The 26849-nt window shown below is 62.5% G+C and carries 19 protein-coding genes; 15 read left to right on the top strand and 4 right to left on the bottom strand.

Features of this window, described 5'->3' with window-relative positions; translation table 11 throughout:
• The first annotated feature begins 84 nt into the window (after positions 1–84).
• The 8 genes from QRN54_RS04035 to QRN54_RS04000 all read left to right on the top strand — a co-directional run bounded on the left by QRN54_RS04035 (position 85) and on the right by QRN54_RS04000 (position 14475).
• Positions 85–699 (top strand): TetR/AcrR family transcriptional regulator, encoded by a 615-nt coding sequence (locus tag QRN54_RS04035; RefSeq protein WP_030536169.1) that lies wholly within the window; start codon positions 85–87, stop codon positions 697–699.
• A 15-nt stretch (positions 700–714) separates the two neighbouring features.
• Positions 715–1575 (top strand): 3-hydroxyacyl-CoA dehydrogenase, encoded by an 861-nt coding sequence (locus tag QRN54_RS04030; RefSeq protein WP_065456520.1) that lies wholly within the window; start codon positions 715–717, stop codon positions 1573–1575.
• A gap of 152 nt (positions 1576–1727) precedes the next feature.
• Complete coding sequence (locus QRN54_RS04025) at positions 1728–2771, top strand: ParB/Srx family N-terminal domain-containing protein (protein WP_007730324.1); 1044 nt, start codon at positions 1728–1730, stop codon at positions 2769–2771.
• 182 nt (positions 2772–2953) lie between these two features.
• Positions 2954–8422, top strand: a complete 5469-nt coding sequence (locus QRN54_RS04020; RefSeq protein WP_285181631.1) for a glutamate synthase-related protein — start codon at positions 2954–2956, stop codon at positions 8420–8422.
• Positions 8423–8454: 32 nt separating this feature from the next.
• On the top strand, positions 8455–10227 hold the full coding sequence (locus tag QRN54_RS04015) for a sulfite reductase subunit alpha (protein ID WP_218695667.1): 1773 nt from the start codon (positions 8455–8457) through the stop codon (positions 10225–10227).
• Positions 10228–10273: 46 nt separating this feature from the next.
• Positions 10274–11167: a ChuX/HutX family heme-like substrate-binding protein gene (locus QRN54_RS04010; protein WP_058038398.1), complete on the top strand. Its 894-nt coding sequence runs from the start codon at positions 10274–10276 to the stop codon at positions 11165–11167.
• 129 nt (positions 11168–11296) lie between these two features.
• Positions 11297–12928, top strand: coding sequence for an ATP-binding cassette domain-containing protein (locus QRN54_RS04005; protein WP_285181630.1), 1632 nt, complete (start codon positions 11297–11299; stop codon positions 12926–12928).
• On the top strand, positions 12928–14475 hold the full coding sequence (locus QRN54_RS04000) for an ATP-binding cassette domain-containing protein (RefSeq protein ID WP_285181629.1): 1548 nt from the start codon (positions 12928–12930) through the stop codon (positions 14473–14475). The genes QRN54_RS04005 and QRN54_RS04000 overlap by 1 nt, the downstream gene beginning before the upstream one ends.
• A 72-nt stretch (positions 14476–14547) precedes the next feature.
• Here QRN54_RS04000 and QRN54_RS03995 read toward each other — a convergent pair whose 3' ends face one another.
• Positions 14548–15705 carry an acetyl-CoA C-acetyltransferase gene (locus tag QRN54_RS03995; protein WP_285181628.1) on the bottom strand — a complete coding sequence of 386 codons (1158 nt, stop codon included), beginning with the start codon at positions 15703–15705 and terminating at the stop codon, positions 14548–14550.
• A 654-nt stretch (positions 15706–16359) separates the two neighbouring features.
• Here QRN54_RS03995 and QRN54_RS03990 point away from each other — a divergent pair.
• Positions 16360–16740, top strand: a complete 381-nt coding sequence (locus tag QRN54_RS03990; RefSeq protein ID WP_003943006.1) for a hypothetical protein — start codon at positions 16360–16362, stop codon at positions 16738–16740.
• 96 nt (positions 16741–16836) lie between these two features.
• Here the strand turns inward: QRN54_RS03990 and QRN54_RS03985 are convergent, their stop codons facing one another.
• Together QRN54_RS03985 and QRN54_RS03980 are read right to left on the bottom strand one after the other, a co-directional pair.
• A complete protein-coding gene (locus QRN54_RS03985) occupies positions 16837–17922 on the bottom strand; it encodes an ABC transporter substrate-binding protein (protein ID WP_285181627.1) in 1086 nt (361 codons plus the stop codon).
• Between the two features lie 54 nt (positions 17923–17976).
• Positions 17977–18807 (bottom strand): siderophore-interacting protein, encoded by an 831-nt coding sequence (locus QRN54_RS03980; protein WP_285181626.1) that lies wholly within the window; start codon positions 18805–18807, stop codon positions 17977–17979.
• Between the two features lie 172 nt (positions 18808–18979).
• On the opposite strand from QRN54_RS03980, the gene QRN54_RS03975 reads away from it, so the two are divergent.
• From QRN54_RS03975 to QRN54_RS03965, 3 genes are all read left to right on the top strand, one after another.
• Complete coding sequence (locus QRN54_RS03975) at positions 18980–20563, top strand: helix-turn-helix transcriptional regulator (RefSeq protein WP_285181625.1); 1584 nt, start codon at positions 18980–18982, stop codon at positions 20561–20563.
• A 157-nt stretch (positions 20564–20720) separates the two neighbouring features.
• Positions 20721–21836, top strand: coding sequence for an agmatine deiminase family protein (locus QRN54_RS03970; RefSeq protein WP_285181624.1), 1116 nt, complete (start codon positions 20721–20723; stop codon positions 21834–21836).
• A gap of 36 nt (positions 21837–21872) precedes the next feature.
• A complete protein-coding gene (locus QRN54_RS03965; protein ID WP_007730294.1) occupies positions 21873–22445 on the top strand; it encodes a TetR/AcrR family transcriptional regulator in 573 nt (190 codons plus the stop codon).
• A 3-nt stretch (positions 22446–22448) separates the two neighbouring features.
• On the opposite strand, the gene QRN54_RS03960 is transcribed toward QRN54_RS03965, so the two are convergent.
• Positions 22449–23105 carry a TetR/AcrR family transcriptional regulator gene (locus tag QRN54_RS03960; protein WP_058038401.1) on the bottom strand — a complete coding sequence of 219 codons (657 nt, stop codon included), beginning with the start codon at positions 23103–23105 and terminating at the stop codon, positions 22449–22451.
• A gap of 167 nt (positions 23106–23272) precedes the next feature.
• Between QRN54_RS03960 and QRN54_RS03955 the strand changes: the two genes are divergently transcribed.
• From QRN54_RS03955 to QRN54_RS03945, 3 genes are read left to right on the top strand one after another with little or no spacing between them, the layout of a single operon-like run.
• A complete protein-coding gene (locus QRN54_RS03955; protein WP_007730290.1) occupies positions 23273–24661 on the top strand; it encodes a flavin-containing monooxygenase in 1389 nt (462 codons plus the stop codon).
• Positions 24658–25812, top strand: a complete 1155-nt coding sequence (locus tag QRN54_RS03950) for a serine hydrolase domain-containing protein (RefSeq protein ID WP_064075071.1) — start codon at positions 24658–24660, stop codon at positions 25810–25812. The genes QRN54_RS03955 and QRN54_RS03950 overlap by 4 nt, the downstream gene beginning before the upstream one ends.
• Complete coding sequence (locus QRN54_RS03945; RefSeq protein ID WP_030536186.1) at positions 25809–26849, top strand: NAD(P)-dependent alcohol dehydrogenase; 1041 nt, start codon at positions 25809–25811, stop codon at positions 26847–26849. The genes QRN54_RS03950 and QRN54_RS03945 overlap by 4 nt, the downstream gene beginning before the upstream one ends.

Here is a 26849-nt window from a genome sequence, read left to right as displayed (position 1 = left end):
TGTGACGGAGGAGACTCCACCCTCCCGACATTTCGGAGTAGACTCATTTATGAGCGTGATCCGAAATGGAACGAGGTGAGCGGGATGACGAAGCCGGACCAAGAGCTGGGCCGTCGCGAACGCAACAAACTCGAGAAGCAGACACGCATCTTCGACGCCGCTGCCGAACTGTTCGCGGAAAAGGGCTACAGCGCAGTCACAACTCAAGAAATTGCCGACCGCGCCGATGTAGCCGGCGGCACTCTCTTTCGTTACGCCGCAAGCAAAGCCGAGTTGCTGCTCATGGTGTACAACGCGGAATACCGCAAGCAGATCGAATTGGGAGAAGAGCGTGAAGCCAAGTCGACCGGCACAGAAGATCGTGTGCTCGAGCTGGTTTCACCCCTGCTGATCGCAAGTCGCCGAAACGACGAGAACACCGGCATCTACCAACGCGAGGTGTTGTTCGGTGAGCCCAGCGAGTGTTTCCGGGCCGAAGGCCTGGAACTCTCGCAGCGCCTGCAAACGCGGATTGCGCAAATCTTGCACGAGGCACACCCCAACCACACCACCCGAACCACCACTGCAGCGCGAACGATTTCCAACGTGCTGCACTTCGAAATAGCCCGCGCGGCATTGGACCGGATCACGGCTGACGAACTCACGAACATCGTTGCCGCACAGGTCCGATTGACGCTTGCCGGACTACCCACCGAATAGGATTGAGGATCGAAAATGACTGAACTGAAGCAGATCACCGTTCTGGGTACCGGAGTTCTCGGCTCACAGATCGCCTATCAGACCGCCTATCACGGCTTCGACGTCGTCGCGTACGACATCAACGCCGAGGTCATCGAAAAGGCCAAGGCTCGGTTCGACTCGTTGGCCGCGGCCTACAAGGCCGAGAACGTCGAGGGTGCCAAGGAAGGCAAGGCTGACGAAGCGCTGCAACGTATTACGTACTCGTACGATCTAGGCGAAGCCGTCGCCAAGGCCGACCTGCTCATCGAGGCAATTCCCGAGGACATCGCCATCAAGCGCGACACCTACGAGAAGCTTGCCACGGTTGCTCCTGAGCACACGGTGTTCGCTACCAACTCCTCGACGCTGCTGCCGAGCGATCTCAAGGAGTTCACCGGCCGCCCCGAGAAGTTCCTCGCACTGCACTTCGCAAATCACGTGTGGGTCAACAACACTGCCGAGGTCATGGGCACCGAGTCCACCGACCCCGCCGTGTACCGCGAGGTCGTCGAGTTCGCGAAGAACATCGGCATGGTGCCGATCGAACTCAAGAAGGAGAAGGCGGGCTACGTACTCAACTCGCTCCTGGTCCCGCTCCTCAACGCGGCCTCCGACCTGCTGATCGACGGCATCGCCGATCCCGACATGGTCGACAAGACGTGGCGTATCGGCACCGGAGCCCCGTTCGGCCCCTTCCAGATCATGGACGTCGTCGGGTTGACCACCGTCTACAACATCTCCTCCCAGGGCGGCGAGAAGCAGCGCGAATTCGCCGACTACATCAAGAAGAACTACATCGATGAAGGCAAGCTCGGCGTCGCTGTCGGCGAGGGCTTCTACAACTACAAGGGCTGACCGACTTACCGGCTCACCGCGCGGTGGTTACGACGTGAATTCACGTGGTAGCCACCGCGCGGACGTCTGTTGTCAGTAAGTCCGAAACCACCCTGAGCGATTGTGACGCAAGCTTCTTCACGTGCGAACCCATCATCAGGAGAGATCCCCACATGCGTCGTTCCGCCATCTCGGCACTCACAACACTGGCACTGCTCGGCGCCGGAACATTGGTCAGCACTCCCGCTGTCGCCGCTCCCCTCGCGTGTGGCGGAATCTCCACCGGTTCGTTCTCAGGCTCCGCCGGCGGATCGGAGTACCTGTGCGCCAAGGAAGGTGATCTCCTGGACGTGCGCATCGGCGACGTTCACGCGACACAGCCGTCACTCGGCTACGACGAGGTGTACTACAAGCTCGGGCGATACACGCTCGGAAAAGACACGATCAACAAGAAGTTCGACGACTGGTGTGAGGCGAACGGCCAGATCCAGGCCGCGACCGCTACTGCGGCGTCGACGCTGAAGGACCCGTCGTCCTTCACCTGCCAGATTCCAGTGGGTCAGGAAACCGCCGAGAGCATCGCGCCCATGAAGACCGTGGTCGTCGGACCCCGCGGCGATCTCTACCTGACCGACGGTCACCACACCCTCACGTCCTTCATCGAGACGGCCGACGGAGGCCCCGACCTGCACGTGCGACTGCGGGTTCTCGGCAACCTCAGTGGCCTGAGTGAAGGCGCCTTCTGGACCGAGATGGAAAAGAACAAGTGGGTCTGGTCGCGTGACGTCGACGGAAACCAGGTACCGGTCCAGGCTCTGCCGAAGAGCGTCGGCCTGGCCAACTTCGCCGACGACAAGTACCGCAGCTTGATGTACTTCTCCCGCGACATCGGATTCGCCGCAGGCACGATTCCGTTCCAGGAGTTCTACTGGGGCGCCTGGGTCCGCGACACCGCGCCCGTCGACCTCACCAACTGGAATCGCGATGATCTCTCCAGCTACCTGGGCACCGTGAAGTCGGTGACCAAAGCACAGACAGCGTTGACGGGCGATGCCGTCGTCGACAGCGGATTCACTGCCACCGATCTTGGCGTCCTGTCGGCCTGGAACGACGGCAAAGCCGAGTCCAAGGGCGAGTTCGCAAAGCTGTCCAAGCCGTACACAGACGACAAGCCGGGCAAGATCGCCTACGCACTTGCCTACAAAGCAACCCTCTGACCTGCTCAGATCCAAGTCACACCAAGTAGACTTGACTAAGGTAAGCCTCTACTCAGTAGTCTGAACCCATTCGGGTGCCGCTTCATCGAAGCAGCGACGCCCTGCCCTGACGGAATACATGCCGTCGTATCTGCCCGGTCGAACAATCTCCGGGCAACCAGGACAGGGAGAAGGTTGCTGCAGTGAGCACGTCCATCGTCGGTTTGTACGACCCCGCAGATGACAAGAGCAGTTGCGGGGTCGGGTTCATCACGCGCAAGGACGGCGTGCAGACCCACGATGTCCTGATCAAGGGGCGAGAAGCACTCTGCTCGGTACCGCACCGCGGCGGTATGTCTTCCGAGGGCGTCGGCGACGGCGGCGGTGTCTCGGTTGACCTCTCCCTCCGGTTCTTCCGCAAGGTCACCGGGCGCTCAGATCTCCGCGCCGGCCGCTTCTGCGTCGGCAACTTCTTCCTTCCGGACAACGATGCTCAGCATGCTCGTGCAGCCGCTCTGGTGGAACGCGAACTTCTGGACCGAGGCTTCACCACCCTCGCTGTGCGCAACGTGCCGGTCGACGACTCGGCGATTCGGCCGGCAGCCATCGCGCATCAGCTTCCGATCAGGCAGTGGATTTTCGAGGTCCCCACTCCGCGTCCCGAGCCTGCGGTTGTCGATCGCCTCGTGCACGAAGCTCTGCTCGCCATCGAAGCCATCGCGTACAACACCCCTGCACTACGCGGGTTGTACCCACTCTCGCTCAGCGCGCGAACTCAGGTTCTCAAGGGTCGCTTGAACTCCGACGAAGTGATCCCGTACTTCCGCGACCTGGTCGACCCCGATCACGCCGTGCACACGATGTACTTCCATACGCGGTTCTCGACCAACACGGACCCGCATCCCACGATGGCGCAGCCGTTCCGGTTCATGGCTCACAACGGAGAACTGAACACGGACAAGAAGAATCGGCTCTCCGAAGCTGCTGTCGCCAGTGCAAAACGACGTGCGATCGTCCGTCCGCCCGGCCAGTCCGACAGTTGCCGACTCGATCAGACCCTGGAAGCACGCGTCATCGAGGACAGTGTCGACCTGGTGACGGCTGTGGTCTCGATGATGCCGCCTGCCTGGGAAAACGACACCACCCTCTCCCCCGCAGTGCGTGCGATGTTCGAGTACTTCTCGCTGTACGAGGAGAAGAACGACGGACCGGCAGCGCTGGTGTTCGGCGACGGCACCATCATCGGTGCGCGCCTGGATCGCCTCGGTCTGCGTCCACTACGCACGATCGAGACACACGACTACGTGTGCGCATTCTCCGAAGCCGGACAGATCGCGTTCGCACCCGAGACGGTGATTCACCGTGGCCGCGTCGAGGCCGGCGGAATGTTGTACTTCGATCATCGCGATCGCCATACCTACACTGCCCGCGAAGCTCTGGAAAAGATTGCCGCTCAGCGCGACTACCAGTCGTTGCTGGAGCAATCGCGAATCCTGATCGAAGACATTCCCGCCGTGCCAGCGGAGAAAGTCAGCTCCCCGACCCGTTACAACGGCACCTTCGAGGTTCATCAGCGCTACATGGCGTACTCCCTGGATCAGGAAAGTTTCAAATTCCTGATGGATCCGATGCTCACGCACGGAGCCGAAAAGGTCTCCGCCATGGGTTACGGCAACGCCATCAACGCATTCAGCGACCGCGAAGGCGGTGTGGCACGTTACTTTTCGCAGCGATTCGCCCAGGTAACCAACCCTCCCCTCGACAGCATCCGTGAAGCGGACGGTATGACCCTCCGGGTCGCATTGGGTGCGAAGATGTCCCCCGGACAGGGCAAGCAGATCGTCATCGCCTCGCCGATCCTCGGGCACCTGGACATGCTCAAGATCCGCGAACAGAACCACACTCCGCACCGCCGCTTCGAAATGCTCTACCCCGCCGAGGGTGACGCGCAGGCAATGGTCGACGCGATGACCGCGCTCGGCGACGCTGTTGTAACCTTCGCGGCCGAACAGGGCGGAATCGCAGTCCTGACCGACCGCCACGTATCTCACGAGCGCGCAACACTTCCCGCGATCATGGTCGTCGGAGCATTGAACCAACGCCTCATCGACGCGGGCCTGCGATTGCGCGTCTCTCTCATCGTGGAGAGCGGCCAGATCGAGTCCTCCCACCACGTTGCGGCCGCACTCGGTTTCGGCGCTTCCGCCGTCTACCCGCTGTCCGTTCAGTTGCGAGCCGAGGAGAAGTTCGCCGCTGACCCGGATGCCGCGTTCCGACGCTTCGCGAAGGCCGCCGAGAAGTCCCTGATGAAGACGATGGGACGCGTCGGTCTGTGCACCGTCGAAAGCTACATCGGCGGAGAATTTTTCGAGCCCAACTTCCTCGATACGTCCGACCCTGTTCTGCGCCAGTGGTTCCCCAACATGAAGTCACCGGTGGGTGGCGTCGGTTTCGAGACCGTCGCGGTGACCTCGAAGCAGTGGCACGAGCGTGCGAGCGCAGTCGGGGGCGAGAAGGATCTGCCACTGCTCGGCCTGTTCAAGGAGCGTGCAGACGGCGCAGGGCATTCGTTCGGTACCACCGCGGTCCGTAAGTACGTCGAACTCACCGAAGAGAAGATCGCGTTCGACAGTCCCTCCGGAACAGAACAATTCGAGGCTCTACGTCTACTGCCGCTCGGACGGCTCGACGACGCCTTCCGCCTCGACGCCGGGGCATACCGGGCGACGAGCTTCGACCGGTTGACCACCGAGCAGATCGACGACTACGACATCACCGCCGGGTACCGGGACTTTTCCACTGTCATGGCTGCGGAACGATCGCGTCGTCCCGCCGCGTTGCGCGATGTCATCTCCGTGCCCGGTGATGTCACATTTGCGGTGACGACAGCCGAGTTCACCGACCAGATCAGCCGATTCTCGGTGCGCGGCAATAAGACGATCGTGATTCGTGGAATCCGGTGTGAATCTGCCGCGGACGGCCAGTACACACTTAGCCTGGACGGTCCACTGGCCGACGACACCGCTCGGGTGGTAGCACTCGGCGATGCTCTTTCCGTCGCCTTTGCCGACGACGTCACCATCGAGGCCACCGACCCGGATCTGGTGCTGAATGCAACCGGTATTGCGGCAGAGTTCCTTTCCAAGCTGAGGGTCGCACCGGCAGGTGTACCTCTCTCCGAGGTACAGAGTGCAAGCGACATCACCCCGAAGTTGGCGTCGGGTGCCATGAGCCATGGCGCACTGAACGCTCCGGCGCACGAAGCCGTCGCGCACGGCACGAACATGGTCGGTGCGATGTCCAACAGCGGCGAAGGCGGCGAACACCTTTCGCGCTACAACACGATTCGTGCATCGCGCATCAAGCAGTTTGCATCCGGACGCTTCGGAATCTGGGCGGGCTACCTCGCCGATCCGATGCTCGAAGAGATCGAGATCAAACTCGGCCAAGGCGCAAAACCCGGTGAGGGCGGGCAGCTTCCGGCCGCCAAGGTCACCGTCGACATCGCTGCCGCCCGCGGCGGAACGCCCGGCGTCGAACTGGTTTCGCCGCCGCCTCACCACGACACGTACTCCATCGAGGACCTCGCTCAGCTCATCCACGACTGCAAGGCAGCTCGCATTCGGGTGATCGTGAAGTTGGTGTCCTCGGAAGGAATCGGCACCATCGCCGTCGGTGTCGCCAAGGCCGGCGCCGACGTCATCAACGTCGCCGGAAATACCGGTGGCACCGGCGCAGCTTCGGTGACCAGCCTCAAATACGCGGGTCGTGCGGCCGAGGTCGGTATCGCGGAGGTCCATCAAGCTCTGTGTGCCAACGGCCTTCGCCAGAAAGTCGTTCTGCGATGCTCGGGCGCGCATCAGACCGGCAGCGACATCATCACTTCCGCCCTACTCGGCGCAGACAGCTTCGAGTTCGGTACGTCGGCGCTGATGATGATGGGCTGCGTCATGGCCAAGAACTGCAACATCAAGTGCCCCGCCGGTCTGACCACCAACCCGGAACTGTTCGACGGCGATCCCCGCGCGATGGCGCAGTACCTTCTCAACATCGCTCACGAAACTCGGGAACTGCTCGCGAATCTGGGAATGCGGTCCCTTCAGGAAGCGCGGGGTCGAACGGATCTCCTGCATCTGCTCGATCACCCGTCTATTGTCGGCAATCTGAAGCTGGACGCGATGTTCGAGTCCGCCCCGGACATCACCATCGACAATCCTGTGTACCTCGAACGTGAGTACGCGCTCGACGAGAAGATCATGGACGAGGTTCGTACGGTGTTCTTCAACCGTGGCGAGGCCTCGGTCGCCGTGTCCGGACCTGAATTCGCCGAAGGTGCACTGCACCTGGGTAACCGGAACAAGAGCGTCGGTGGTCAGTTGGCGATCGACCTCGAACGCGAACTCAACTACGGAGCGGCCGGCCTTCTCGCTCCGGGAGTACTGACCGACGAGCGTGGGCGACGCTACCTGGCGCCGGGCAGCGTGCGCGTCCTGACGACCGGATCTGCGGGCCTGTCGTTCGGCGCATTCTGCAACGACGGCATGCACCTGGAACACACCGGGACATGTAACGACGGCGTAGGAAAGAGCATGAGCGGCGGCGTGATTGCCGTGCGCAGCCCAGGCGGCGGCTCCAGTGACGCCGGTGGAAACGTGTTGATCGGCAACTTCGCGCTCTTCGGCGCCACCGGTGGACGAGTGTTCGTCGAAGGTGAAGCAGGCGATCGCTTCGCAGTTCGCAACTCCGGCGCCAGTGCTGTCGTCGAAGGTGTCGGAGACTTCGCCGGCGAGTACATGACTAACGGTGCTGTCGTGAATCTCGGCGAGTTCGGCAAGGGTGTCGGCAACGGCATGAGTGGTGGGTTCTTCTACCAGTACGACCCTCGTGGCGAATTGGCACTGCGAGCAAGTACCGATTCCGTACTGCTGGGTTCGATCACCGCTGCGACCGATCCTCTGGCCGCCGTCCACAACCACGCGGTACAACTCCTGCTCGAACTGCATGTGGAGGCAACGGGATCCGCGCTCGGCACCCGACTGCTCGAGAACTGGGAAGTCGAACAGCACTCGTTCGTCTACGCCATGCCCAAGGCATTGATGCTTTACCAGGACAGCGATGCAATCCTGGCTGCGAAGTCGCACAAAGAGCTTCTCGAAGAATTGGCGTCCGCCATCGCAGCACGTCAGGTCCGCACGTTCAAACTCGCAGTGCGCGATGGGCGCCCCGCACTGAACGGAGCAGTCCCCGCCTATGGCGAGACCGATACCGCGACGATGTATGCGCTGCTCAGTGCGTACACCGTGCTTCACTTCGCGCAACAACTCGCCACCGCCCGCACGCCGGGTGCGTCCGGACCCGACGATCCAGCAGTGCAGAAAGCGGCCCGAAACCTGGTGCTGACCGAGGACTTCGCCCTCGTCCAGCACTTGGTCAAGTACTCGAAAGAGATTCTGGCCGACTACGACGACGAACAGTTGGCTGCGCTGATTGCAGCCAAGCGGGTCGACGACTACAAGCAGGCGCTGAGCCTACGCAACGTGTTGGCCATGGACAGCCCGGCGACGTACGGGTGGATTCTGTTTCAAGACAACAAGAATCGGGACAAGCTCGGATCACTGCCGAACTTCGACGAACTGTTCGCTTCGCGCACGATCCCCGACCTGGTGTCCTGACCTCCTCCCCGAAAGTAGGTGAGCTTCAAATCATGGAAATCCCGTACATCCCCGAATACGCACCGTTCACCGGCGACCAGCGCGCGTGGCTTTCCGGATTCCTGGCCGGTCTACACTCGCGAACTGTCATGTCCGGTCAAACCGGTACTGCAACAGCGACAGTGGAGAGAGCTGCCGGCGCAGCCGTGCACATCCTTTACGGAAGTCAGACCGGCAACGCGGAGTCCTTGGCTGAAGACGTAGCCGCAGCTGCTCGTGCCCACGGTCTCGAACCACTTGTCGCGAGTCTGGACACCGTGGATATCAATGCACTTTCCGCCATGCGCCGGGTGCTCGTCATCACCTCCACCTACGGCGAGGGCGAGATGCCCGACAACGCGCAGCTGTTCTGGGATGCAGTCGAATCCGAGAGTGCGCCCCGGCTGGAGGGTCTCTACTTCGGAGTACTCGCACTCGGTGACACCAGCTACGACGGGTACTGCCAGTCGGGAAAGAACATCGACGCCCGCTTCGAAGCGCTCGGCGGGACCCGGGTTGTCGACCGCACCGATTGCGACGTCGACTACGAGGATCCGGCGGCCGAGTGGATCGTTCGGGCCGTCGCTGCGGTGGCCGGTGTCGACGGTGATGCGGGGGCCGCTGCCTCGCCGGTTGCGCCCGCTCAGACGAAGACCAAGTCCCAGTGGACTCGCAAGAACCCCTATCCTGCAACCGTCCTCGCCAACCGGCTGTTGTCCGGCGAGGACTCAGCCAAGGAAGTCCGCCACTTCACCTTTGCGCTCGGCGAGGACGGTCTGGACTACGAGGCCGGAGATGGATTGGGCATCCGCCCGATCAACGACCCCGCCCTCGTCGAGGCGATCATCCATCAGCTCGGTGTCAGCGGCGATTACGTGGTTACCGCGAAAGACGGCTCGTCCGCACCGTTGGACCAGGTGTTGACCAGCGACTACGAGATCTCCATTCCCTCGCGCGATTTGATCGAAGACATCGCCCGACGCAGCGGCGACGCCGAACTGCAGCATATTCTCGACACGGAAGATCGGGAAGCGCTCGATGCGTGGCTGTGGGGCAAGGACGTTCTCGATCTCCTCCAGTTGGACAACAGCATTCGCCTGAATCCCGAGGATCTGCTTACACTTCTTCGCCCGCTGCAACATCGGGTCTATTCGATCTCCTCCAGCCCGCTGGCCCACGACGGCACCGTCCATCTGACGGTAGCGAGTGTGCGCTACCGCTCGGGCGAGCGGGACCGCGGCGGCGTCTGCTCGACGTACCTGGCGGACCGCGTCGGCGAGGGAGATCGGGTCGGAGTTTTTGTCTCCAAGAACAATTCGTTCCGCCTACCTGCCGATGACACTACTCCCGTCGTGATGATCGGACCCGGCACCGGTATCGCACCCTTCCGCGCTTTCCTGCACGAGCGTCGCGCGCGCAACGCGTCGGGGCAGAATTGGCTCTTCTTCGGCGATCAGCATCAGTCGAGCGACTTCATCTACGAGGACGAGTTGAACGGGCTGACCCGTGACGGTGTCCTGACTCGCCTCGATCTGGCCTTCTCGCGCGATCAGTCCGAGAAGATCTACGTCCAGACTCGTATGCGCGAGCAGGGCCGAGACTTGTTCGACTGGCTCGAAAACGGTGCGCACGTGTACGTCTGCGGCGACGCCACTCGGATGGCAAAGGACGTCGACGACGCATTGCACGAGGTCGTCGCCGAGCACGGCGGATTGGATGCGGACGCCGCCGAGGATTACGTCAACAACCTCAAACGATCGAAGCGGTATCTAAGGGATGTCTACTGAGATGTGCCCGCACCGTGGCGAATGTCGTTGCGCAGCTTTGGCACGCATGTCGGACCTGGACGCACTGCTTGCGCGTCCGGGGTTCCGTGGTGGACTGATCGACACCGCACCTGACGTAGTCGGCGAAATGTTGCCGCTCTTGGACGACACCGTAGCAATCACCGTCGCAGGCCCGGTGGCTGTCAACGACTCGGGCAAGTACTCCGTTCCGACAGTTCCCGGAGATCCGTTGGTCTGCACGCCCGGGCTCGTCTCTCTGCGTTTGAACGTTGCCTCCCTCGGCTCGGTGGTGACCACGGAAGCAGAGCAGCACATACCGCCGACGCTCCGCATTTTCGACATCCACGGATCAAGTTCACACACCACGTATTTGACCCCGGCCTCGGATCGTCTCGCCTTCGAAGCGATGCGAACTGCGCCGAGCACTGCGAGGGAAACAAGCCCTCCCATCCAGACGTCGAATACGCCCGCATTCTGGGCCGAAGCCGATCAGCTGACACAGCTCGACTTCATCCTCGCGGACGGCGGCAGCGAACGTCGTAGCGGCCTGGTCGCTCTGGGCGCCCTCGGTTACCGGCGAGTCGATCCTCACCTCGTGGCTGCCGGGATGGAGCACCTGTCCTACCACCAACTTCCCGTCACGACCGTCGTCGCCGGGAACGGATGCCTGCAGATCCACCGTGGTGACCTCGACGCCGCAGCCATGTTCGGGGGGACGCTGACTTTGGCGTCCGACACCTGCCGGACGATGATCGACCTGAATGGTGTCTCGGAGTGCTGGCTGACTCGCACCCACGGCGTTCACGGCCTGACCAGCTCTATCGAGATGTACGACTTCCGCCGCAAATGCGTGGCAGTCTTCACCCAAACGGGTCCAACCGAACCCGCAGTCATGGGCGTGTGGGAAGACGTCATGAGTTCCATCTCGGCCGCATCCTGACACCGACAGATGCTGTGCGAGTGTAAGAAATCGGCGTACGGCGATAACCACATGGAGCCATCGACCCCTAACCTTAGGTCTCGGTCATTTGTCGTGCCTGCACCCTGGCGCTGATTCAAGGAGTTATCCATGCCCCGCCCTCTCGTCGAACCGTCGCTGGTCCCGGCCTTGCGCCCGGCGCTGCCTGCATTGGCTGCCGGGGTCGTCGCGGCCGCAGCGTCGGGGGTCGCGATGCTCGGGGCGCTCTGGTGCGTCGTGCAACTCATCGGTGAACCGTCGATGAGCTGGGCCGGGTGGGCATGTGCGCTATGGCTCGTGGGCGTCGCGCTCGCTGCCACATCGTCGTGGCTCTCGCACCACGCGGAATCGCTTTTCGAGGCAAGGGTTCGCCGCCAACTCGCAGCCCACCTCGTTCGCCTACCGGCAAGCACGCTGTCCCGCTACAGCGGAGACGCGCTGAGGAGGCTCGTTTCGGACGACATCTCGGCGCTGCACCATATGACTGCGCACCTACCGGCCGAGTTCGCCACACTCATCGTGGTCCCCGCGGTCATGATCGCGGCGTTGGTTGCCTCAGCCGGCCCCGTGGCGCTTCTCGCTCTGGTCCCCGGCATCGTGGCAGCTCTGTTCTACCTGGTCGTGATCCCCCGAATGGCCGCTCGGCACAGCGCCGAAAGTGCAGATGTCATGGGCGACATCGTGACTGCCGTGGACGACTATGCCCGCGGCATCCGCGTCTGCCGGATCTACGGCGCGCAGACCGGCGCTGCCGCCGACTATGCAGAATCGACAGCACGGTTCACCCGGGGAATGCAGGAGCGCGTTCGACTCGTGGCTACCCCTGCGGCCGTCGCCGTTGCCCTCATGCAGGCGACGGCGACGTTCGCGATCGCCTATGCCGTCGGATTCCACTGGGATGCAACGACGTTGGCCGCCACCATTCTCTTCAGCCTCGCAATCGTGACACCGGCCCTGCGGCTCGGGCACGGCCTCGACTACGTCGCTGCTGGACGCTCTGCTGCGGGCCGGCTCGCCGCTGCCCTGGACGAACCCACCCTCCCTGCCGGTGAAGCGCCAACCGTTCCGGCCTCGAGTCCCTCCGATCGACTGGAGATCGTCAACCTGACTGTCACGATCGCGGACCGCAGAGTCGTCGACGACGTCACGCATGCATTCCGCCCAGCCACGATCACTGCGATCACGGGACCGAGTGGAGCAGGCAAGTCGACGCTCCTGAAAGCATTGGCCGGCTTCGAGATCCCGGAACTGGGTACCGTCCGCTACGCAGGTCGTAGCATCACCGCGATCGACGAGAACCTGCGGCCACAGTCCGTTCTGCTCACACCCCAGGGCGCAGACGTGTTACCTGCCACGGTGCGCGAGAACATCGCGCTGGCCGCCCCCGATGCAACGGACGCGGAATACACCGCCGCACTACGCCGGGCACAGATCGACGTCAGCCTCGACGCCCACGCCACTTCACTCTCCGGAGGAGAACGTCAGCGCGTCGGGATCGCTCGGGTGTTCCTCTCGCCCGCAGCAGTACTGCTACTCGACGAGCCGACCAGTGCACTCGACGATCGGACAGCGGCAGAACTGCTGAAAGAATTGCGGCACCTCGCGCACTTCGAAGGAAAGACGGTCGTGATCGTCACCCACGACCCCGCTCTTGCAGACGATGCCGACGATCGACTCGACCTCGGCGGTCGAAACGTGAATGACGCCGCCTCGCACAATGCAGCCCTGACTGGAGCCGAATAATGAACAGCGCCAATGCAGCCCGACGACGCTTGATCACCATCGGACTCGGTTGGGTGTCCGTCGCTGTCCTCGAAGCGATCGCGTACACCACCCTCGCGCTCTCGATCGCTGATCACCGGTCGCCGGTCCTCGTCCTGGCCACGGCCACCATCGCTCTCTTCGTGACCGTCCTGGTCTCACGGGGCGGTTACTTCACCGGGGCTCGACTCGTCGGCGATCTCTACGACGCTCTCGGCGACGCCTTCGCCCGTGCGAAACTGTCCTGGTTCACCGACGACAACCGGGCACTGCTCGCCACCGTCGCCGGGCGCGGAATCCCGTCGCTGATGAGTGTTCCCGCGCACCAACTTCAGACCTTCCTGGTTGCACCGCTGATCCCGCTGCTCCTGCTTCCTGGGATCGCGGTCGTCGCGGGGCCAGCCGTCATGCTGCTCGTCGGTGGACTGCTCGCCGTGTCGCTCGTCGCTCAGACGCTGGCCCAACGTGCGCTCAGCCGAGCGGACGAGCGCCGACACGAAGCCGAGCTCGCAGCAACTCAGTCGACGCTCGAGCTCACCGACCACCTCGAATTACTGCTCACAGCAGCCGGTCCCACACGTTCCGTCGAACGAATCGAGCGAAGCTGGCGGAATCAGGAAGCCGCGCTTGCACGGACAAATCTCGCCGCGGCACCAGCGACATTCATCTCGGCGATCGCCACCATTGTGCCGCTGGCAGGTGCAGTGATTTTCCTCGCCGCCACCGGATTCGACGATCCCGCAGCCGCTCTCGCCCTCGTCGTCCTCACCGCTCGCGCCGCTGCGCCGCTCGACGAACTCGCCCTGGCCGGAATCGGAGTCAACGAACTGCGCGCAACGGTTCGCGACTACCGCGCCGCGACTTCGGCTCCCGCACTGGCCGAGCCCGCACCCCGGGACGCCGCGCGCCCTGTTGGAACTGACATCGAGGTCGCCGGGGTAGACCACGCTCCGGTTCTGCGCGGCATCACCGCGAAGATCCCCGCGGGTGAGCGAGTTCTCGTCGCAGGACGCTCGGGTACGGGGAAAAGCACACTTCTCGGGCTGCTCATGCGCTTCGACGATCCTGACCAAGGCAGCGTCACTCTGGGCGGAGTTTCATTGCGCGACTTGCCCTACGACGCTCTGGCGGCACATATCGGCTACGTGCCGCAGGACCCACTCGTGTTCTCGGGCACCCTCGGGGAGAACATCGGACTGGGGAGACCGGGCGCTACCGAAACCGAGATCGAGGACGCCGCAAGGCGCGCTGCCCTCGGCGCCGTTCTCGACCGCTCGACGCTCGGCATTCATCAGGACATCGGACACCAGGGTGCCGCTCTCTCCGGCGGCGAACGTCAGCGGGTGGCGATCGCTCGCGCCTTCCTCAAAGACGCTCCCGTCCTGGTTCTCGACGAAGCCACCTCGGCCCTCGACGAGGCCACCGAGCGCCGTATCGCCGGCGCCGTGCGGGAATTGGCGGCCACCGTCTTCGTCGTCACCCACCGCGACCCCGCCATCTGGGAGCCCACCCGCACGATCACCCTCTGACATCGCTTGTCTTACACGCGGGGATACATTGCCGGTCCCGTCGCACCCAGGTGATGACCGCAGTCGGCGATTTTACCTCAGCCGCTCGATGATGGTGACGTTCGCGGTCCCGCCACCCTCACACATGGTTTGGAGTCCGTACCGTCCATCAATGCGGTCCAACTCGTGCAACATCGTGGCGAACAACTTGGTGCCAGTGGCCCCAAGAGGGTGGCCCAATGCGATTCCACCACCGTTGGGATTGACCCGGGAGGGATCTGCACCCGTCTCGATCAACCAGCTCAGAACTACCGAAGCGAATGCCTCGTTCATTTCTACGGTATCCATCTGGCCGATCGCCATGCCGGATTTCGCCAGTGCATACTTCGTCGCGGGTATCGGCGCCGAGAGTTGCAGCATCGGATCGTCGCCGCGCACGCTCATATGATGAATGCGCGCACGTGGCTTCAATCCATGAACCTCGAGCGCCTTCTCGGAGACAATCAGGGCCGCTGATGCGCCGTCACAGATCTGCGAAGCCACAGCAGCCGTCAGCAACGAGCCATCCCTCAATGCGGGCAGTGCAGCCATCTGCTCCATGGATGTCTCTCGTGGGCATTCGTCAACGACGCATTGGCCCAATGACACTGTCTCACGCTCGAATCGGCCGTCTGTGATGGCAGCACGGGCACGCTGATGCGATTGCAGTGCCCACTCCTCCATGTCTTCACGGCTGATACCCCATTTCTTGGCAATCAGGTCGGCGCCGACGAACTGTGAGATTTCGGCCTCACCGAATCGTGCTGCCCACCCCCGGGACTTACTGAAGGGTGTGTCGAATCCGTACTCGTTGCCGGCACGCATCGCCGCCGAGATAGGAATCGCGGACATGTTCTGCACACCGCCGACAAGCACCACATCTTGGGTCCCGCTCATGACCGCTTGCGCTGCGAAGTGGACGGCTTGCTGTGAAGATCCGCATTGTCTGTCGACTGTCGTTCCTGGGATGTCCAAGGGTAGGCCTGCTGAAAGCCAGGCGGTGCGGGCAATGTTGCCCGATTGCGGCCCGATAGCGTCGACACAACCGAAGATCACATCGTCGACGGCCATCGGGTCCAGTCGAGTGCGGTCGAGAATCGATGTGATCACGTGGGCCCCCATGTCCGCTGGGTGCTCTCCTGCGAGCGAGCCGTGCCGTTTACCCACCGGAGTGCGGAGCGCATCGACGACATAAGCCTGAGGTGCAACCATACGAACTCCTTCGAAATCGAGCTTTGTCGGGCTTTCGATGTCGCACACACTCTAGCGATCAAGCATTTGTTTGGTAGATGAAACGTGATTTCGAGATCCGCAGCCACCACCACAGGATTGGTCTCCGCACTTCTATCCAACGAAATCCACTGCTGTCGCAATCATTCGACAGTTAGAGGCTCGACCCCCAAACGCGGCTTGGCTGCCCACGCCGCAGACCCCTCACGCCAGCGTGAAACCGCGAAAGATGCGAGAACAGCTGCGGGAGTGCATCTTCGAGCGGAACGAGCGCATCATCCATATCCATTGCCTTCCCTGAGAAATCGTTCAGCCCGCCTTGCGAACAACACCAGCTTTGTCGAGCTACACCGCAAGCCGGCTGGCCGATGGCTGGAAAGTTAGTACTTTCGGTGGAGCCCAGCACGATTGGGCTATTCACCGCCCAATACAGGCTTCGTATACCGATACGCGTTGCAGGACAACGATTCTACAAACGGTCACGCACTCAGCGATTCATGAACCGCCGCTGGCTCGAAAACTGGATCCCCTTGCGGTAATTGCGCTCCGGGTAGAGCATGGGCACCACACCGTCTTCGATTACCGGAGGTTGCCGTGACGAATCTCGTACGCCGACTATCTGCCTGCGTATCCATAGTGGCCGTATCGGTTCTCGCGCCCGCAGCCGTTGCCTCCGCTGCGGTCACCGTTCCGTTCCAAATCAACCCGGCGCCGTTCGGGAACCCAAACGGCAGCTTCGACGCACCCCCTGTCCACTGTGTGGCGGTAGTCGGCGAACAACCTGGCACGGTGACGATCACCGGCGCCAAAGACGAGCGGTGGGGTTGCATGCTTTCGACGGAAGTGCGCTGGATGAACCTCTCGACAGGAGCCTCCGGCACCGGTCGGCTTTCTGGCGACAACCAAGGAACCCCGGGAGAGGCAACCCTGCAGACTGGAGCCGGGCAAGTTGCCGTCGCCATATTGCCTGCCGCCGGACCTGTCACCCCGGGTTTCGCAACCTTCTTCGTCCCATAGGCAACCCTCAAACCCGGGACACCTGCTGTACGAACGACCTGTCGCCACACAATCGTGTGGCGACGGGTGAGGGCTTTCCGTTCTCCAGTTGTACGCCTACAGCTTCGCGCTGATGAGCGGCACGATATGTTCAGCCGCCCACATCGTTCCGATCGGGCCACCGCTCGTGATTGCCCACAGAACGTCGCCACCGTCGGCGGTGCGAGGAGGCAGAGCGACCCAACGACCGGAGGACACCGCTCCCAGCGCTTGGAAGAGCTTCCCGCCGGTCAGCTTGTCGAAATCCTCCTCGCTGCCGGCGGCACTGCGGCCGATCAGCAGGAAGTCCGCATCGATGTTCTCGAGAAGTTCCTCGCCGACAGTGCTTTGGGTGACGAACTCCTGTGCACGCGGGTTCTCGGCAAAACCGAGCTCGCCCAAGAAAGTTGCCGGAGCCGAATCGGGCGCTGAAAGGTACTGCAGCCCATTGCCGGTTCCGTAGAAGATCGCCCAGGTTGCGGTCAGGCCAGTGAGTTCAGGGTTCTCCTGACGCACCTTCGCAAAATACCGATCATGGTCCGCCACGATCTTTTCGGCTGCCTTCGAGAGGTCGAGTGTCTCGCCGAGTACGCGGATCGATTCCTTCCACGGCACGAGCATCCGCGACTTCGTGTCGGGGCTCGTCACCACCGGTGCGATGGAGGACAAACGTTCGTAGTAATCGCCCATCGACAAACCACCCAGGCCGTCGGCCCAGCCGACGGCGACGATGAGGTCAGGTTCGCTCGCGGCGATCGCTTCGACGGGAAGTGTGCCGCCCATCGCGAACTCGAAGGTGTCGAGATCCTCTGCGCCGTAAGGCAGCAAGTACGACTGGGAAGCCGATTCCTTCACCATCGACGAGGAGAGGACGGGTTTGACGCCGAGCGCGAGGAGCATTTCCGTGTCGACGGCATTGGGCACGATTGCGGCGATCCGCTCCGGTCGCTTCTCGAGAATACTTGTACCGTATGGCGATTCCAGGGTCAGCGGGTAAGTAGTCGTTCCTTCCGCAGCGGGAAGGGCGTTCCCCTCCGAACCGGGAGTGGACGCCGTTTTCGAGTTTTCGGCCGAGGCCGAGCACCCGGACACAAGGAGCGCTGCGGCGAGCGCGGCCCCGATCAGTCCGATGATCCGTGATCGTCTGGTGCGCAGGACTGTCATTTCTGCCTTTCGGTGTTATCGAGCGCTTCGGTCTTACCGAGCGATGGAGCCGGGTCAGGAATCTGTGCGCACTGTGTCGCTGCGTTTCCAGTAGCCGGTGAAATCGATGTCGGTCTTCGCAATCCCCCGATCACGAATCAAATGACGCCGAAGCGAGCGAATCGTCGCCTGTTCGCCTGCAAGCCAAGCGAATACGCGTCCGTCAGGCCATTCGGCAGCACTGACCGCGTCGAGCAACAAAGAAGTAGTGCCGGGCTCCGCCCCTTCGCGTGGCAACCACGTGACACTCACCCCGGGCAACTCGCGCACCGATTGAATGTGAGCCGAGTCCGCAATTTCGACGAACACATGCCCCCTGGCATCGGCAGGCAGTTCCTCGAGCAGACGTGCGATCGCAGGTAGCGCCGTCTCATCACCGACGACGAGCAGATACTCGCAATCTTCCGGGAGTCCCTGCGATACAGAGGGACCCGCGATGTGCATTCGGTCGCCCGGGCCGGCGTCGCGCGCCCAGGTGGTAGCAACTCCAACGCCGTGAACGACGAAATCGACGTCGAGTTCCCTTGTTCGCGGATCGTAACGGCGCACGGTGTACGCGCGGGCAAGTGGACGGCGTCCCGCTGCGAAAGTCACAGTGCCGTCGACTATCACCGGCAAGACCGGATCGGTTTCGCCAGGATAGGCGAACAACAATCGGAGGTCGTCGTCGAAGCCGGTGCTGACGAAGGCGGGCTCGGCAAAGCCGTCGGCGTTTGTGAAGGTCTCGAGCTGCGCTCCGGTGAGCGTCACTCTCCGCATGCCCGGCGTCACGTCTGTCACCTGACGTACCCCGAGTTCACGCAAGGTGACTGAGTACGCCGTTGTCGGACGGGTGTTTCGGGGCACGGAAAGACTCCTCGGAAGCGCACAGATGGGGGGTTCGACCCACGCTCGATCACGGCGGGAGGGCCATTGAATAAAGCTAGCCTGCCCTAATCGGTTACGGTTATCCGTGCGTGCCGACTTCTTACACTCATCGGTGGCTGCGTGAGAAAGCATCTGAATCGGGAGGGCATACGTGGGACCACGGTTGGTGTTCTCCGCGGGCGAAGTCCCCGAGATCCCCGCGTCCCGACTCTCCTTGATCGCGAATGCACGTGAGCCACTGCTCTTCTGGGTACACACCGGACACGCGGAACTACAGATCGGCGACCGCACCCGCAGCGTGACCGCTGGGGCGGCAACCTGGGTGCCCGCGGGAATCGCCTACAGCATCCGAGTCGACCCGGGAGCGGTCGCGTTTCCCATTCCGATGCCCGCTGCCGACCTGCCGCCCACGTTGAACCGGATCATCGATTTCGAGATCCCGGCAGCCTGGCAGGACTGGCTCGTCCACCAGTTCGCGCACAACTTGGGATTTCTGCGCGGTGGGGCGACTGTGGGGGCCGGACTACTCGAGCTTGTCGCGGGGGCCCATTCCAACGACGCCGACGCTTCGGTGTCGTACGCCCCACCGAATTTGCCACGCTCGGCCGAGACCCTCGAGATCGCTCGCACGCTTCTACGGACGCCAGCCGACGACACGGAGCTTTCCCAGTTCGCCCGGCAACTCAAGATCGGCGTCCGCACCCTGCAGCGCCGATTCACGGAGGAGACGGGGTTGCCTTTCGCGCGTTGGCGCACCTCGGCCCGGATCGCGGCAGCAATCGCATACCTGAACTCCGGCCGCGAAATCGGATGGACGGGTGGGCAGGTCGGATTCGCGACGCCCGCGGGATTCACCCGTGCCTTCCGTGAACACACCGGTGTGACACCCAGTGACTACACACGTGCAAACCAAGGCTCAGCGCCGATCCATGAGAACGAGACCTTGGCACAGAGCGTCGCACTCTTGTCCGAGGAAGGCGCCCACTCAGGCTCGGCGCCGATACCGCCGACGATTCCCGCAAGCGGAACGTGGGTCAGGGTCAACAACTTTCACGTCATCGTCTGGATCTACCGAGGCTCCGCCCGGGTCACTTTCGGCGACCGAACCTGGAATCTGAGGCGGGGCGACGCGATGTGGCTTCCCGCGGGAGTACGCAACAGCGTCGAGATCGCGGAGGGTTCGCTTCTACTTCCGCTCGGATCCCAGCCTGGCGACTCTCCCGTCACTGCACCGCCGCCACGAGTGCTGCACTTCGCGCGCGAAGCGGAGGCGTATCTGTTGCACACGGTCGTTGCGAATTACACCCTTCTGCGCCCCGAAATCCATGACCCAGCGAGGATCTCGAGGCTGATCCGAAACAGCGCGGCGACGCGGACACCCGGCGGCCGAACCGATCCTGTCGAAACGATCCTTACCGCACTCCGCGCGGACCCCACCGATTCGCGCACGCTGCCGGAGTGGAGCGCTCGACTCGGCGTCGACGAGGGCCTGCTCCACAAACGCTTCGTAGCGGCCACCGGCCAGAGCTTCCCGCGCTGGCGCGGTCAGTTGCGGATGACCCTCGCCCGCGCTTATCTCGAGGAGGGCTTCTCGGCCGGAGAGACCGCCCGTCGACTCGGCTACGCGCACGCGTCCGGATTCACCAAGGTCTTCATCGGTGCCCACGGCATGTCGCCCCGGGACTACCAGCGCCGCGGATGGCGGGGAACGGTCGAAGGACTCATCGACTCGTGACCTTCCGACGGATGAGTCCTTCGATCCGTCGTGTCGCCCGCCGAAACGGTCTCGAACTGGCACTACTTCCTTGACTAAATTTTCAGTCAAGGTTTACGCTCCATGCAAGCAGGACGCGGACCGGGCGCGCACGCACACAGCACAAGGAGTCACCGCAATGCAAAGACGTCGGTTCATTCAGGCAGCCGCCGCTGCGCTCAGTGGCCTCTTTTTGGCAGGTTGCGGCGATTCCGACTCAGCCTCGCGCGGGAGCGATGGCAGCAACGATCTTCGCGAGTGGGTGATGCCGGAAGAGGGGGATCCGCACAAGCGCACCTGGATGGCGTTCGGTGCCAGCGAAGCGATCTGGGGAGCAGCCCTCCTGCCCGAGGTCCAGCGCAACCTCGCGACGATCGCGCAGACCATCGCGCAGTTCGAGCCCGTCTCGATGCTTGTTCGTTCCGAGGAACTGGACTTGGCTCGCTCCCTCGTCGGCCCATCGGTCGAACTGATCGCCGCGCCTCTCGACGACCTCTGGATGCGCGACACCGGCCCTGTATTCGTGAAAGGCAACGGGACCAAAGCGGGTATCGATTTCAACTTCAACGGTTGGGGCGAGAAGCAGGATTTTGATCAGGACGGCCAGGTCGCAGCTTTCGTTGCCGCCCGCGCGGGAGTCGAATCATTGCCTACCGACCTGATCCTCGAAGGCGGCGGCATCGAGGTCGACGGCGAAGGCACAGCCATCATCACCGAAAGCTGTGTACTCAACAACAACCGCAACCCGGGATGGTCGAAGTCGGACGTCGAAGCCGAACTCGGCCCCCTGCTCGGTCTCGACAAGATCATCTGGCTACCGGGAATCGCCGGCAAGGACATCACGGACGGCCACACGGACTTCTACGCCCGTTTCGCACGCCCAGGTGTCGTGGTCGCAGGCCTCGACACAGACCCGGAGTCGTTCGACCACGACGTGACCGCACGTCACCTCGAGATTCTCCAGAACGCGACCGACGCACGGGGACGGAAGCTGGAAGTGGTGGTCCTCGAGGCGCCGGTCGCGATCAGGCCCGACTTCGAATCGGACGATTTCGCAGCCGGATATATCAACTTCTACGTATGCAATGGGGCGGTCATCGCACCCGAGTTCGGTGACCCCGAGGCCGACCAGGCCGCCAGAAGTGAATTGGAGCGCCTCTTCCCCGACCGCCGTGTCGTGCAGATCAACATCGACGCCATCGCCGCGGGTGGTGGCGGCATTCACTGCACCACCCAGCAGGAACCCGCGGACTAGAAACCTGTCCCGACCACCCTCGTAGAATTCGGACTCGTGTCGAACCGCCAAACGCAAATCTTGGAAGCAGCAGTCCGCGTCATTGCCCAACACGGCGTACGCGGGCTGAGGGTGGAGACGCTCGCTGCCGAGGCCGGAGTGTCGACGGCACTCATCTACTACCACTTCCAGAACCGTGCAGGTGTGCTGCGCCGGGCCCTCGATCACATCAACGATCGCGCCGCGCTGTACACCGAAAGCGCCTTCACGGAGACAGACCCTCGTGCGCAGCTCGAGCAGATGCTCCTGCTGGAGTTTCAGAATGCCCCGAAGATTCGAGAGAACAGCATCGCCTGGGGTGAACTCCGAGCAAGCGCAGTCTTCGCCGACGAACTGCGCGAACCGCTACGCACCACGACGCAAGAGTGGGCAGACGACGTCGAATCTTTGATCCGCCAAGCGCAGGACGCCGGACTCGCTGACCCGAAGGCAAGCCCGGCCGACGCCGCCGAGCGACTCACCGCCCTGGTCGAGGGTTTGAGTGAGCGCTGGCTGAGCGGCTCGATCCCCATCGAACGAGCCAGAGAACTGCTCACCGGCGCGATCAGTGTGGAGATCGATCCGAGCTAGCCTCTACCGCTCGCCGACGCCCTTCGATTCCGGAGACAGAGCCGGGAACCAGATGTCGGTCAGAACTTCGGCGGCCTGAATCCGCGTCACATCGATTGTCCCCTGCACGGCCCAGCGTGTGAAGAATCGCTCCAACTGACTCACGAGCAGTTCGACGCGCAACCGTGCCTCGTCGTGCTGTTCCTCCGGCCAACGGCCCAGGTACTTGGGCATGGCATTCGGTAGTTGGGTCATACCGTCTCGCGCTGTCTCGCGGAACTCCGGTTCGAGTGCCACGGCCTCGTCCCAGGCCGGCAGCAGGCGTTTGTTCTCGTCGAACCAGTCGAAGGCACGCTCCAGCCAAGCCGTGAATTCCACGCGAGAGTTCGTGTCGAGAACCCGATCGAGATCGATGTAGAAAGCGAACGCACTCGCCGCCATCCCGGCCGCGCCGATCGTCTTGAGCATCTCCACCTTGCTGGCGAAATGCACGTAGAACGTGGCTCGACTGCATCCGACGACCGAGGCGATGTCGTCGACCGTGACAGCCGCGTATCCCCGTTCCTCGAACAGAGTGCGTGCGGCGTCCACGAGTTTGGCCCGCGTCGCGCGTTTCTGCTCGTCGCGAAGTGTTCCCCGCCTGTTCTTCGGGCCGTCCGTAGTCGTGCTCACGTCGCCCACCTTGCTCGCATTTCAACCTCCTGGCAAATCACCGACTCGCCGTCACCAAAAAACATTGCGTCATTCATTGACACAACGTCAGCGAATGGCGCACTATGACTCAAGTCACTTCTCGGGCTTCGATTCTTCTTCTCGCACGCCCGAGACAGAACAGAAAGCGATGGCGAATGAGCCCCTCCCCCTTGCCGAGCGTGTGCATCATCGGCGCCGGGCCTACCGGAATCACGACGGCCAAGCGAATGAAGGAATTCGGAATACCCTTCGACTGCTACGAAGCGTCCGACGAGGTCGGCGGAAACTGGTACTACAAGAATCCCAACGGGATGTCGGCCTGCTACCAGAGCCTGCACATCGACACGTCGAAGTGGCGCTTGGCATTCGAGGACTTCCCGGTCTCCGCTGACCTTCCCGACTTCCCGCACCACTCCGAACTCTTCCAGTACTTCAAGGACTACGTCGAGCACTTCGGACTGCGTGAGTCGATCATCTTCAACACCAGTGTTGTTGCAGCAGAACGTGATACAGACGGTCTGTGGACCATCACGCGCTCGGACGGCGAAGTTCGCACCTACGACGTCCTGATGGTCTGCAACGGACATCATTGGGATCCCAACATCCCGGACTACCCAGGTGAGTTCGACGGGGTCCTCATGCACAGCCACAGCTACAACGACCCGTTCGACCCGGTCGACATGCGCGGCAAAAAGGTAGTCGTGGTCGGAATGGGCAACTCCGGCTTGGATATTGCCTCCGAACTGGGCCAGAGATACCTCGCCGACAAGCTCATCGTGTCGGCTCGCCGTGGAGTCTGGGTACTGCCGAAATATCTCGGCGGTGTACCCGGCGACAAACTGATCACCCCGCCCTGGATGCCGCGTGGTCTACGACTGTTCCTGAGTCGTCGATTCCTCGGCAAGAATCTGGGAACGATGGAAGGCTACGGTCTGCCGAAGCCGGACCACCGCCCCTTCGAGGCCCACCCCTCGGCCAGCGGCGAGTTCCTCGGACGCGCCGGCTCAGGCGACATAACCTTCAAGCCTGCCATCACCAAACTCGACGGAAAGCAGGTTCACTTCGCGGACGGCACCGCCGAGGACGTCGACGTGGTCATCTGCGCCACCGGCTACAACATCAGCTTCCCCTTCTTCAGTGATCCGAATCTGCTGCCGGACAAAGACAACCGATTCCCACTGTTCAAACGAATGATGAAGCCCGGAATCGACAACCTCTTCTTCATGGGACTCGCGCAGCCCATGCCGACGCTCGTCAACTTCGCCGAGCAGCAGAGCAAGCTCGTCGCGGCCTACCTCACCGGTAAATACCAACTGCCGTCCGCGAACGAGATGCAGGAGATCACCAAAGCCGACGAGGCGTACTTCCTCGCCCCCTATTACAAGTCACCACGCCACACGATTCAGCTCGAGTTCGATCCCTACGTCCGCAACATGAACAAGGAAATCGCCAAGGGCACCAAGCGTGCTGCGGCCTCCGGAAACAAGCTACCTGTTGCCGCGCGTGCAGCAGCACATGAACTCGAGAAGGCGGATCGCGCATGAGTGTGGTGAACGGTCACTGCGACACCGAGTTCGACGCCGTCCGAGCGGCTTTCGAGGCTCAACTCGAATCCGGTGAAGAACTCGGCGGCTCCGTTGCCATCACCGTCGACGGAGAATCCGTGGTCGATCTCTGGGGCGGGTACGCCGACGAATCCCGTACCACTCCATGGGGCAGCGACACCATCGTCAACACGTTCTCCATCACCAAGACCATGACGGCCCTGTGTGCGCTCCTGCTGGTCGAACGCGGCCAATTGGACGTGTACCAGAAAGTTGCTCACTACTGGCCCGAATTTGCGGCAAACGGTAAGGAAGACATCGAAGTTCGCCACCTCCTGTCGCATACGTCTGGCGTCTCCGGTTGGGAGCGCCCGATCGAACTGACGGACATCTACGACCTCGAGGCGTCCACCGCTCGCCTCGCTACCCAGAAGCCTTGGTGGACCCCGGGTACGGCGTCGGGCTATCACGCGATCAACTACGGCCATCTCGTCGGTGAGGTCATTCGTCGCATCGACGGGCGAACTCTCGGCAGGTTCTTTGCCGAAGAGCTTTCCGGTCCACTGGGAGCCGACTTCCATATCGGCACGTCCGCAGAGCATTTCGGTCGAATCGCCACCATGGTTCCGCCGCCCGCGTTGGAGTTCGACCTGTCCACGCTCGACCAGGACAGCATCTTCATCAAGACCCTGACCTGCCCACTGCTCGACTACCCCGAGGTCAACACCGCACCCTGGCGGGAAGCCGAGATCGGCGCAGTCAACGGCCACGGCAACGCACGTTCTATCGCTCGGGTCCAATCCCTGATCTCGAACGGTGGTGTGCTCGACGGCCGGAAGCTGCTCTCGCAGAGCACCATCGACCTGATCTTCGAGATCCAAGCCGACGGTATCGATCTCGGGATCATGACACCACTCAAGTTCGGCATCGGCTACGGACTGCCACATCCGGTTACCGCGCCACTGATACCCGACGGGCGCACCTGCTGGTGGGCAGGTATCGGCGGCTCGATGCTGGTCAACGATCTGGACCGACGGATGACCTTCGCCTACGTCATGAACAAGATGGCACCGGGTCTGATCGGATCCGACCGCAGCAACGCGTACCTGAGCGCCGCATACAACTCCGAGGTCAGCGAGGTCAGCTCATGAAGGCAGCCCAGCTCATGGGGCCCGGGCTCCTGGAAATCAACGACGTGCCGGTCCCGGAGATCGGCCCGTCGGAACTACTGATTCGGGTGGGCGCAGCGGGAATCTGCCACTCCGATCTCCATCTCCTGCACTTTCCGTACAAGATGCGCGAAGAACCGCTGACGATCGGCCACGAAATTGCCGGAACGATCGAAGCCGTCGGGAGTGGCGTCGACGGCCGTTCCGTCGGAGAGCGTGGCGTCGTCTACCTCTGTTGGTCATGTGGACAGTGCCGAGAATGCATGAGCGGCAACGAGAATATGTGCCTCGCCGCTGGACGCACCGCGATGCCGCCCTGCCCCGGACTCGGCCCTGAGGGCGGGATGGCCGAGTACGTCAAGATCCCGGCTCGCTCCTTCGTACCCATCGGCGACCTCGACTTCCTGCAGGCCGCACCACTCGCCGATGCAGCGCTGACGAGCTACCACGCCATTCGCGGTGCCCGCGAACATCTCCAGCCCGGTGCCACCGCCGTCGTGATCGGCGTCGGCGGACTCGGTCACGTTGCAGTACAGATACTTCGCGCGATCAGTGCCGTGCGCATCATCGCCGTCGATGTCGGACAGGATCAACTCGATCTCGCCAAACGTTGCGGCGCCGACATCACGCTCGAATCGGGACCGGACACCGCGCAGCACATCCTCGACCTCACATCGGCCAGAGGCGCAGAAGTCATCTTCGACTTCGTCGGTATCGACGCAACTGCACAGATGTCCGTTCAAGCGGTTGCGCCGAACGGCGCGTATCGCATGGTAGGTCTCGGAGGCGGAAACCCCGGAATCACTGCCGAAGCTGCCGGCGGACCAGGCTGGCCGTGGGGCGCATCGATCCGGAAGTCGTACGGCGGCACCAGAAACGACCTCGTCGATTCCATCGCCCTGGCACAGGCCGGTCTGGTAACGGTAGAAGTAGCCCGCTTCGACCTCGCTGATGCCCGCGACGCACTCGACCGTCTCGAACACGGCAAGGTCACCGGACGCGCAGTGCTCGTACCCTAA

Origin of the sequence: Rhodococcus sp. MEB032, from assembly GCF_030208925.1 — a bacterium.
In the GTDB taxonomy this organism is placed as follows: Bacteria; Actinomycetota; Actinomycetes; order Mycobacteriales; family Mycobacteriaceae; genus Rhodococcus_F; species Rhodococcus_F qingshengii.
The sequence above is the reverse complement of the archived record's forward strand: the minus strand, read 5'-3'. Positions and strand labels throughout refer to the sequence as shown.

What these genes read in the sequence shown, in the direction of transcription:
- QRN54_RS04015 (WP_218695667.1), top strand. Translation starts at nt 8,455, where the DNA reads ATGGAAATCCCGTACATCCCCGAATACGCACCGTTCACCGGCGACCAG.
- QRN54_RS03950 (WP_064075071.1), top strand. Translation starts at nt 24,658, where the DNA reads ATGAGTGTGGTGAACGGTCACTGCGACACCGAGTTCGACGCCGTCCGA.
- QRN54_RS04000 (WP_285181629.1), top strand. Translation starts at nt 12,928, where the DNA reads ATGAACAGCGCCAATGCAGCCCGACGACGCTTGATCACCATCGGACTC.
- QRN54_RS04035 (WP_030536169.1), top strand. Translation starts at nt 85, where the DNA reads ATGACGAAGCCGGACCAAGAGCTGGGCCGTCGCGAACGCAACAAACTC.
- QRN54_RS04030 (WP_065456520.1), top strand. Translation starts at nt 715, where the DNA reads ATGACTGAACTGAAGCAGATCACCGTTCTGGGTACCGGAGTTCTCGGC.
- QRN54_RS04025 (WP_007730324.1), top strand. Translation starts at nt 1,728, where the DNA reads ATGCGTCGTTCCGCCATCTCGGCACTCACAACACTGGCACTGCTCGGC.
- QRN54_RS04005 (WP_285181630.1), top strand. Translation starts at nt 11,297, where the DNA reads ATGCCCCGCCCTCTCGTCGAACCGTCGCTGGTCCCGGCCTTGCGCCCG.
- QRN54_RS03970 (WP_285181624.1), top strand. Translation starts at nt 20,721, where the DNA reads ATGCAAAGACGTCGGTTCATTCAGGCAGCCGCCGCTGCGCTCAGTGGC.
- QRN54_RS03985 (WP_285181627.1), bottom strand. Translation starts at nt 17,922, where the DNA reads ATGACAGTCCTGCGCACCAGACGATCACGGATCATCGGACTGATCGGG.
- QRN54_RS04010 (WP_058038398.1), top strand. Translation starts at nt 10,274, where the DNA reads ATGTCGGACCTGGACGCACTGCTTGCGCGTCCGGGGTTCCGTGGTGGA.
- QRN54_RS03955 (WP_007730290.1), top strand. Translation starts at nt 23,273, where the DNA reads ATGAGCCCCTCCCCCTTGCCGAGCGTGTGCATCATCGGCGCCGGGCCT.
- QRN54_RS03995 (WP_285181628.1), bottom strand. Translation starts at nt 15,705, where the DNA reads ATGGTTGCACCTCAGGCTTATGTCGTCGATGCGCTCCGCACTCCGGTG.
- QRN54_RS03945 (WP_030536186.1), top strand. Translation starts at nt 25,809, where the DNA reads ATGAAGGCAGCCCAGCTCATGGGGCCCGGGCTCCTGGAAATCAACGAC.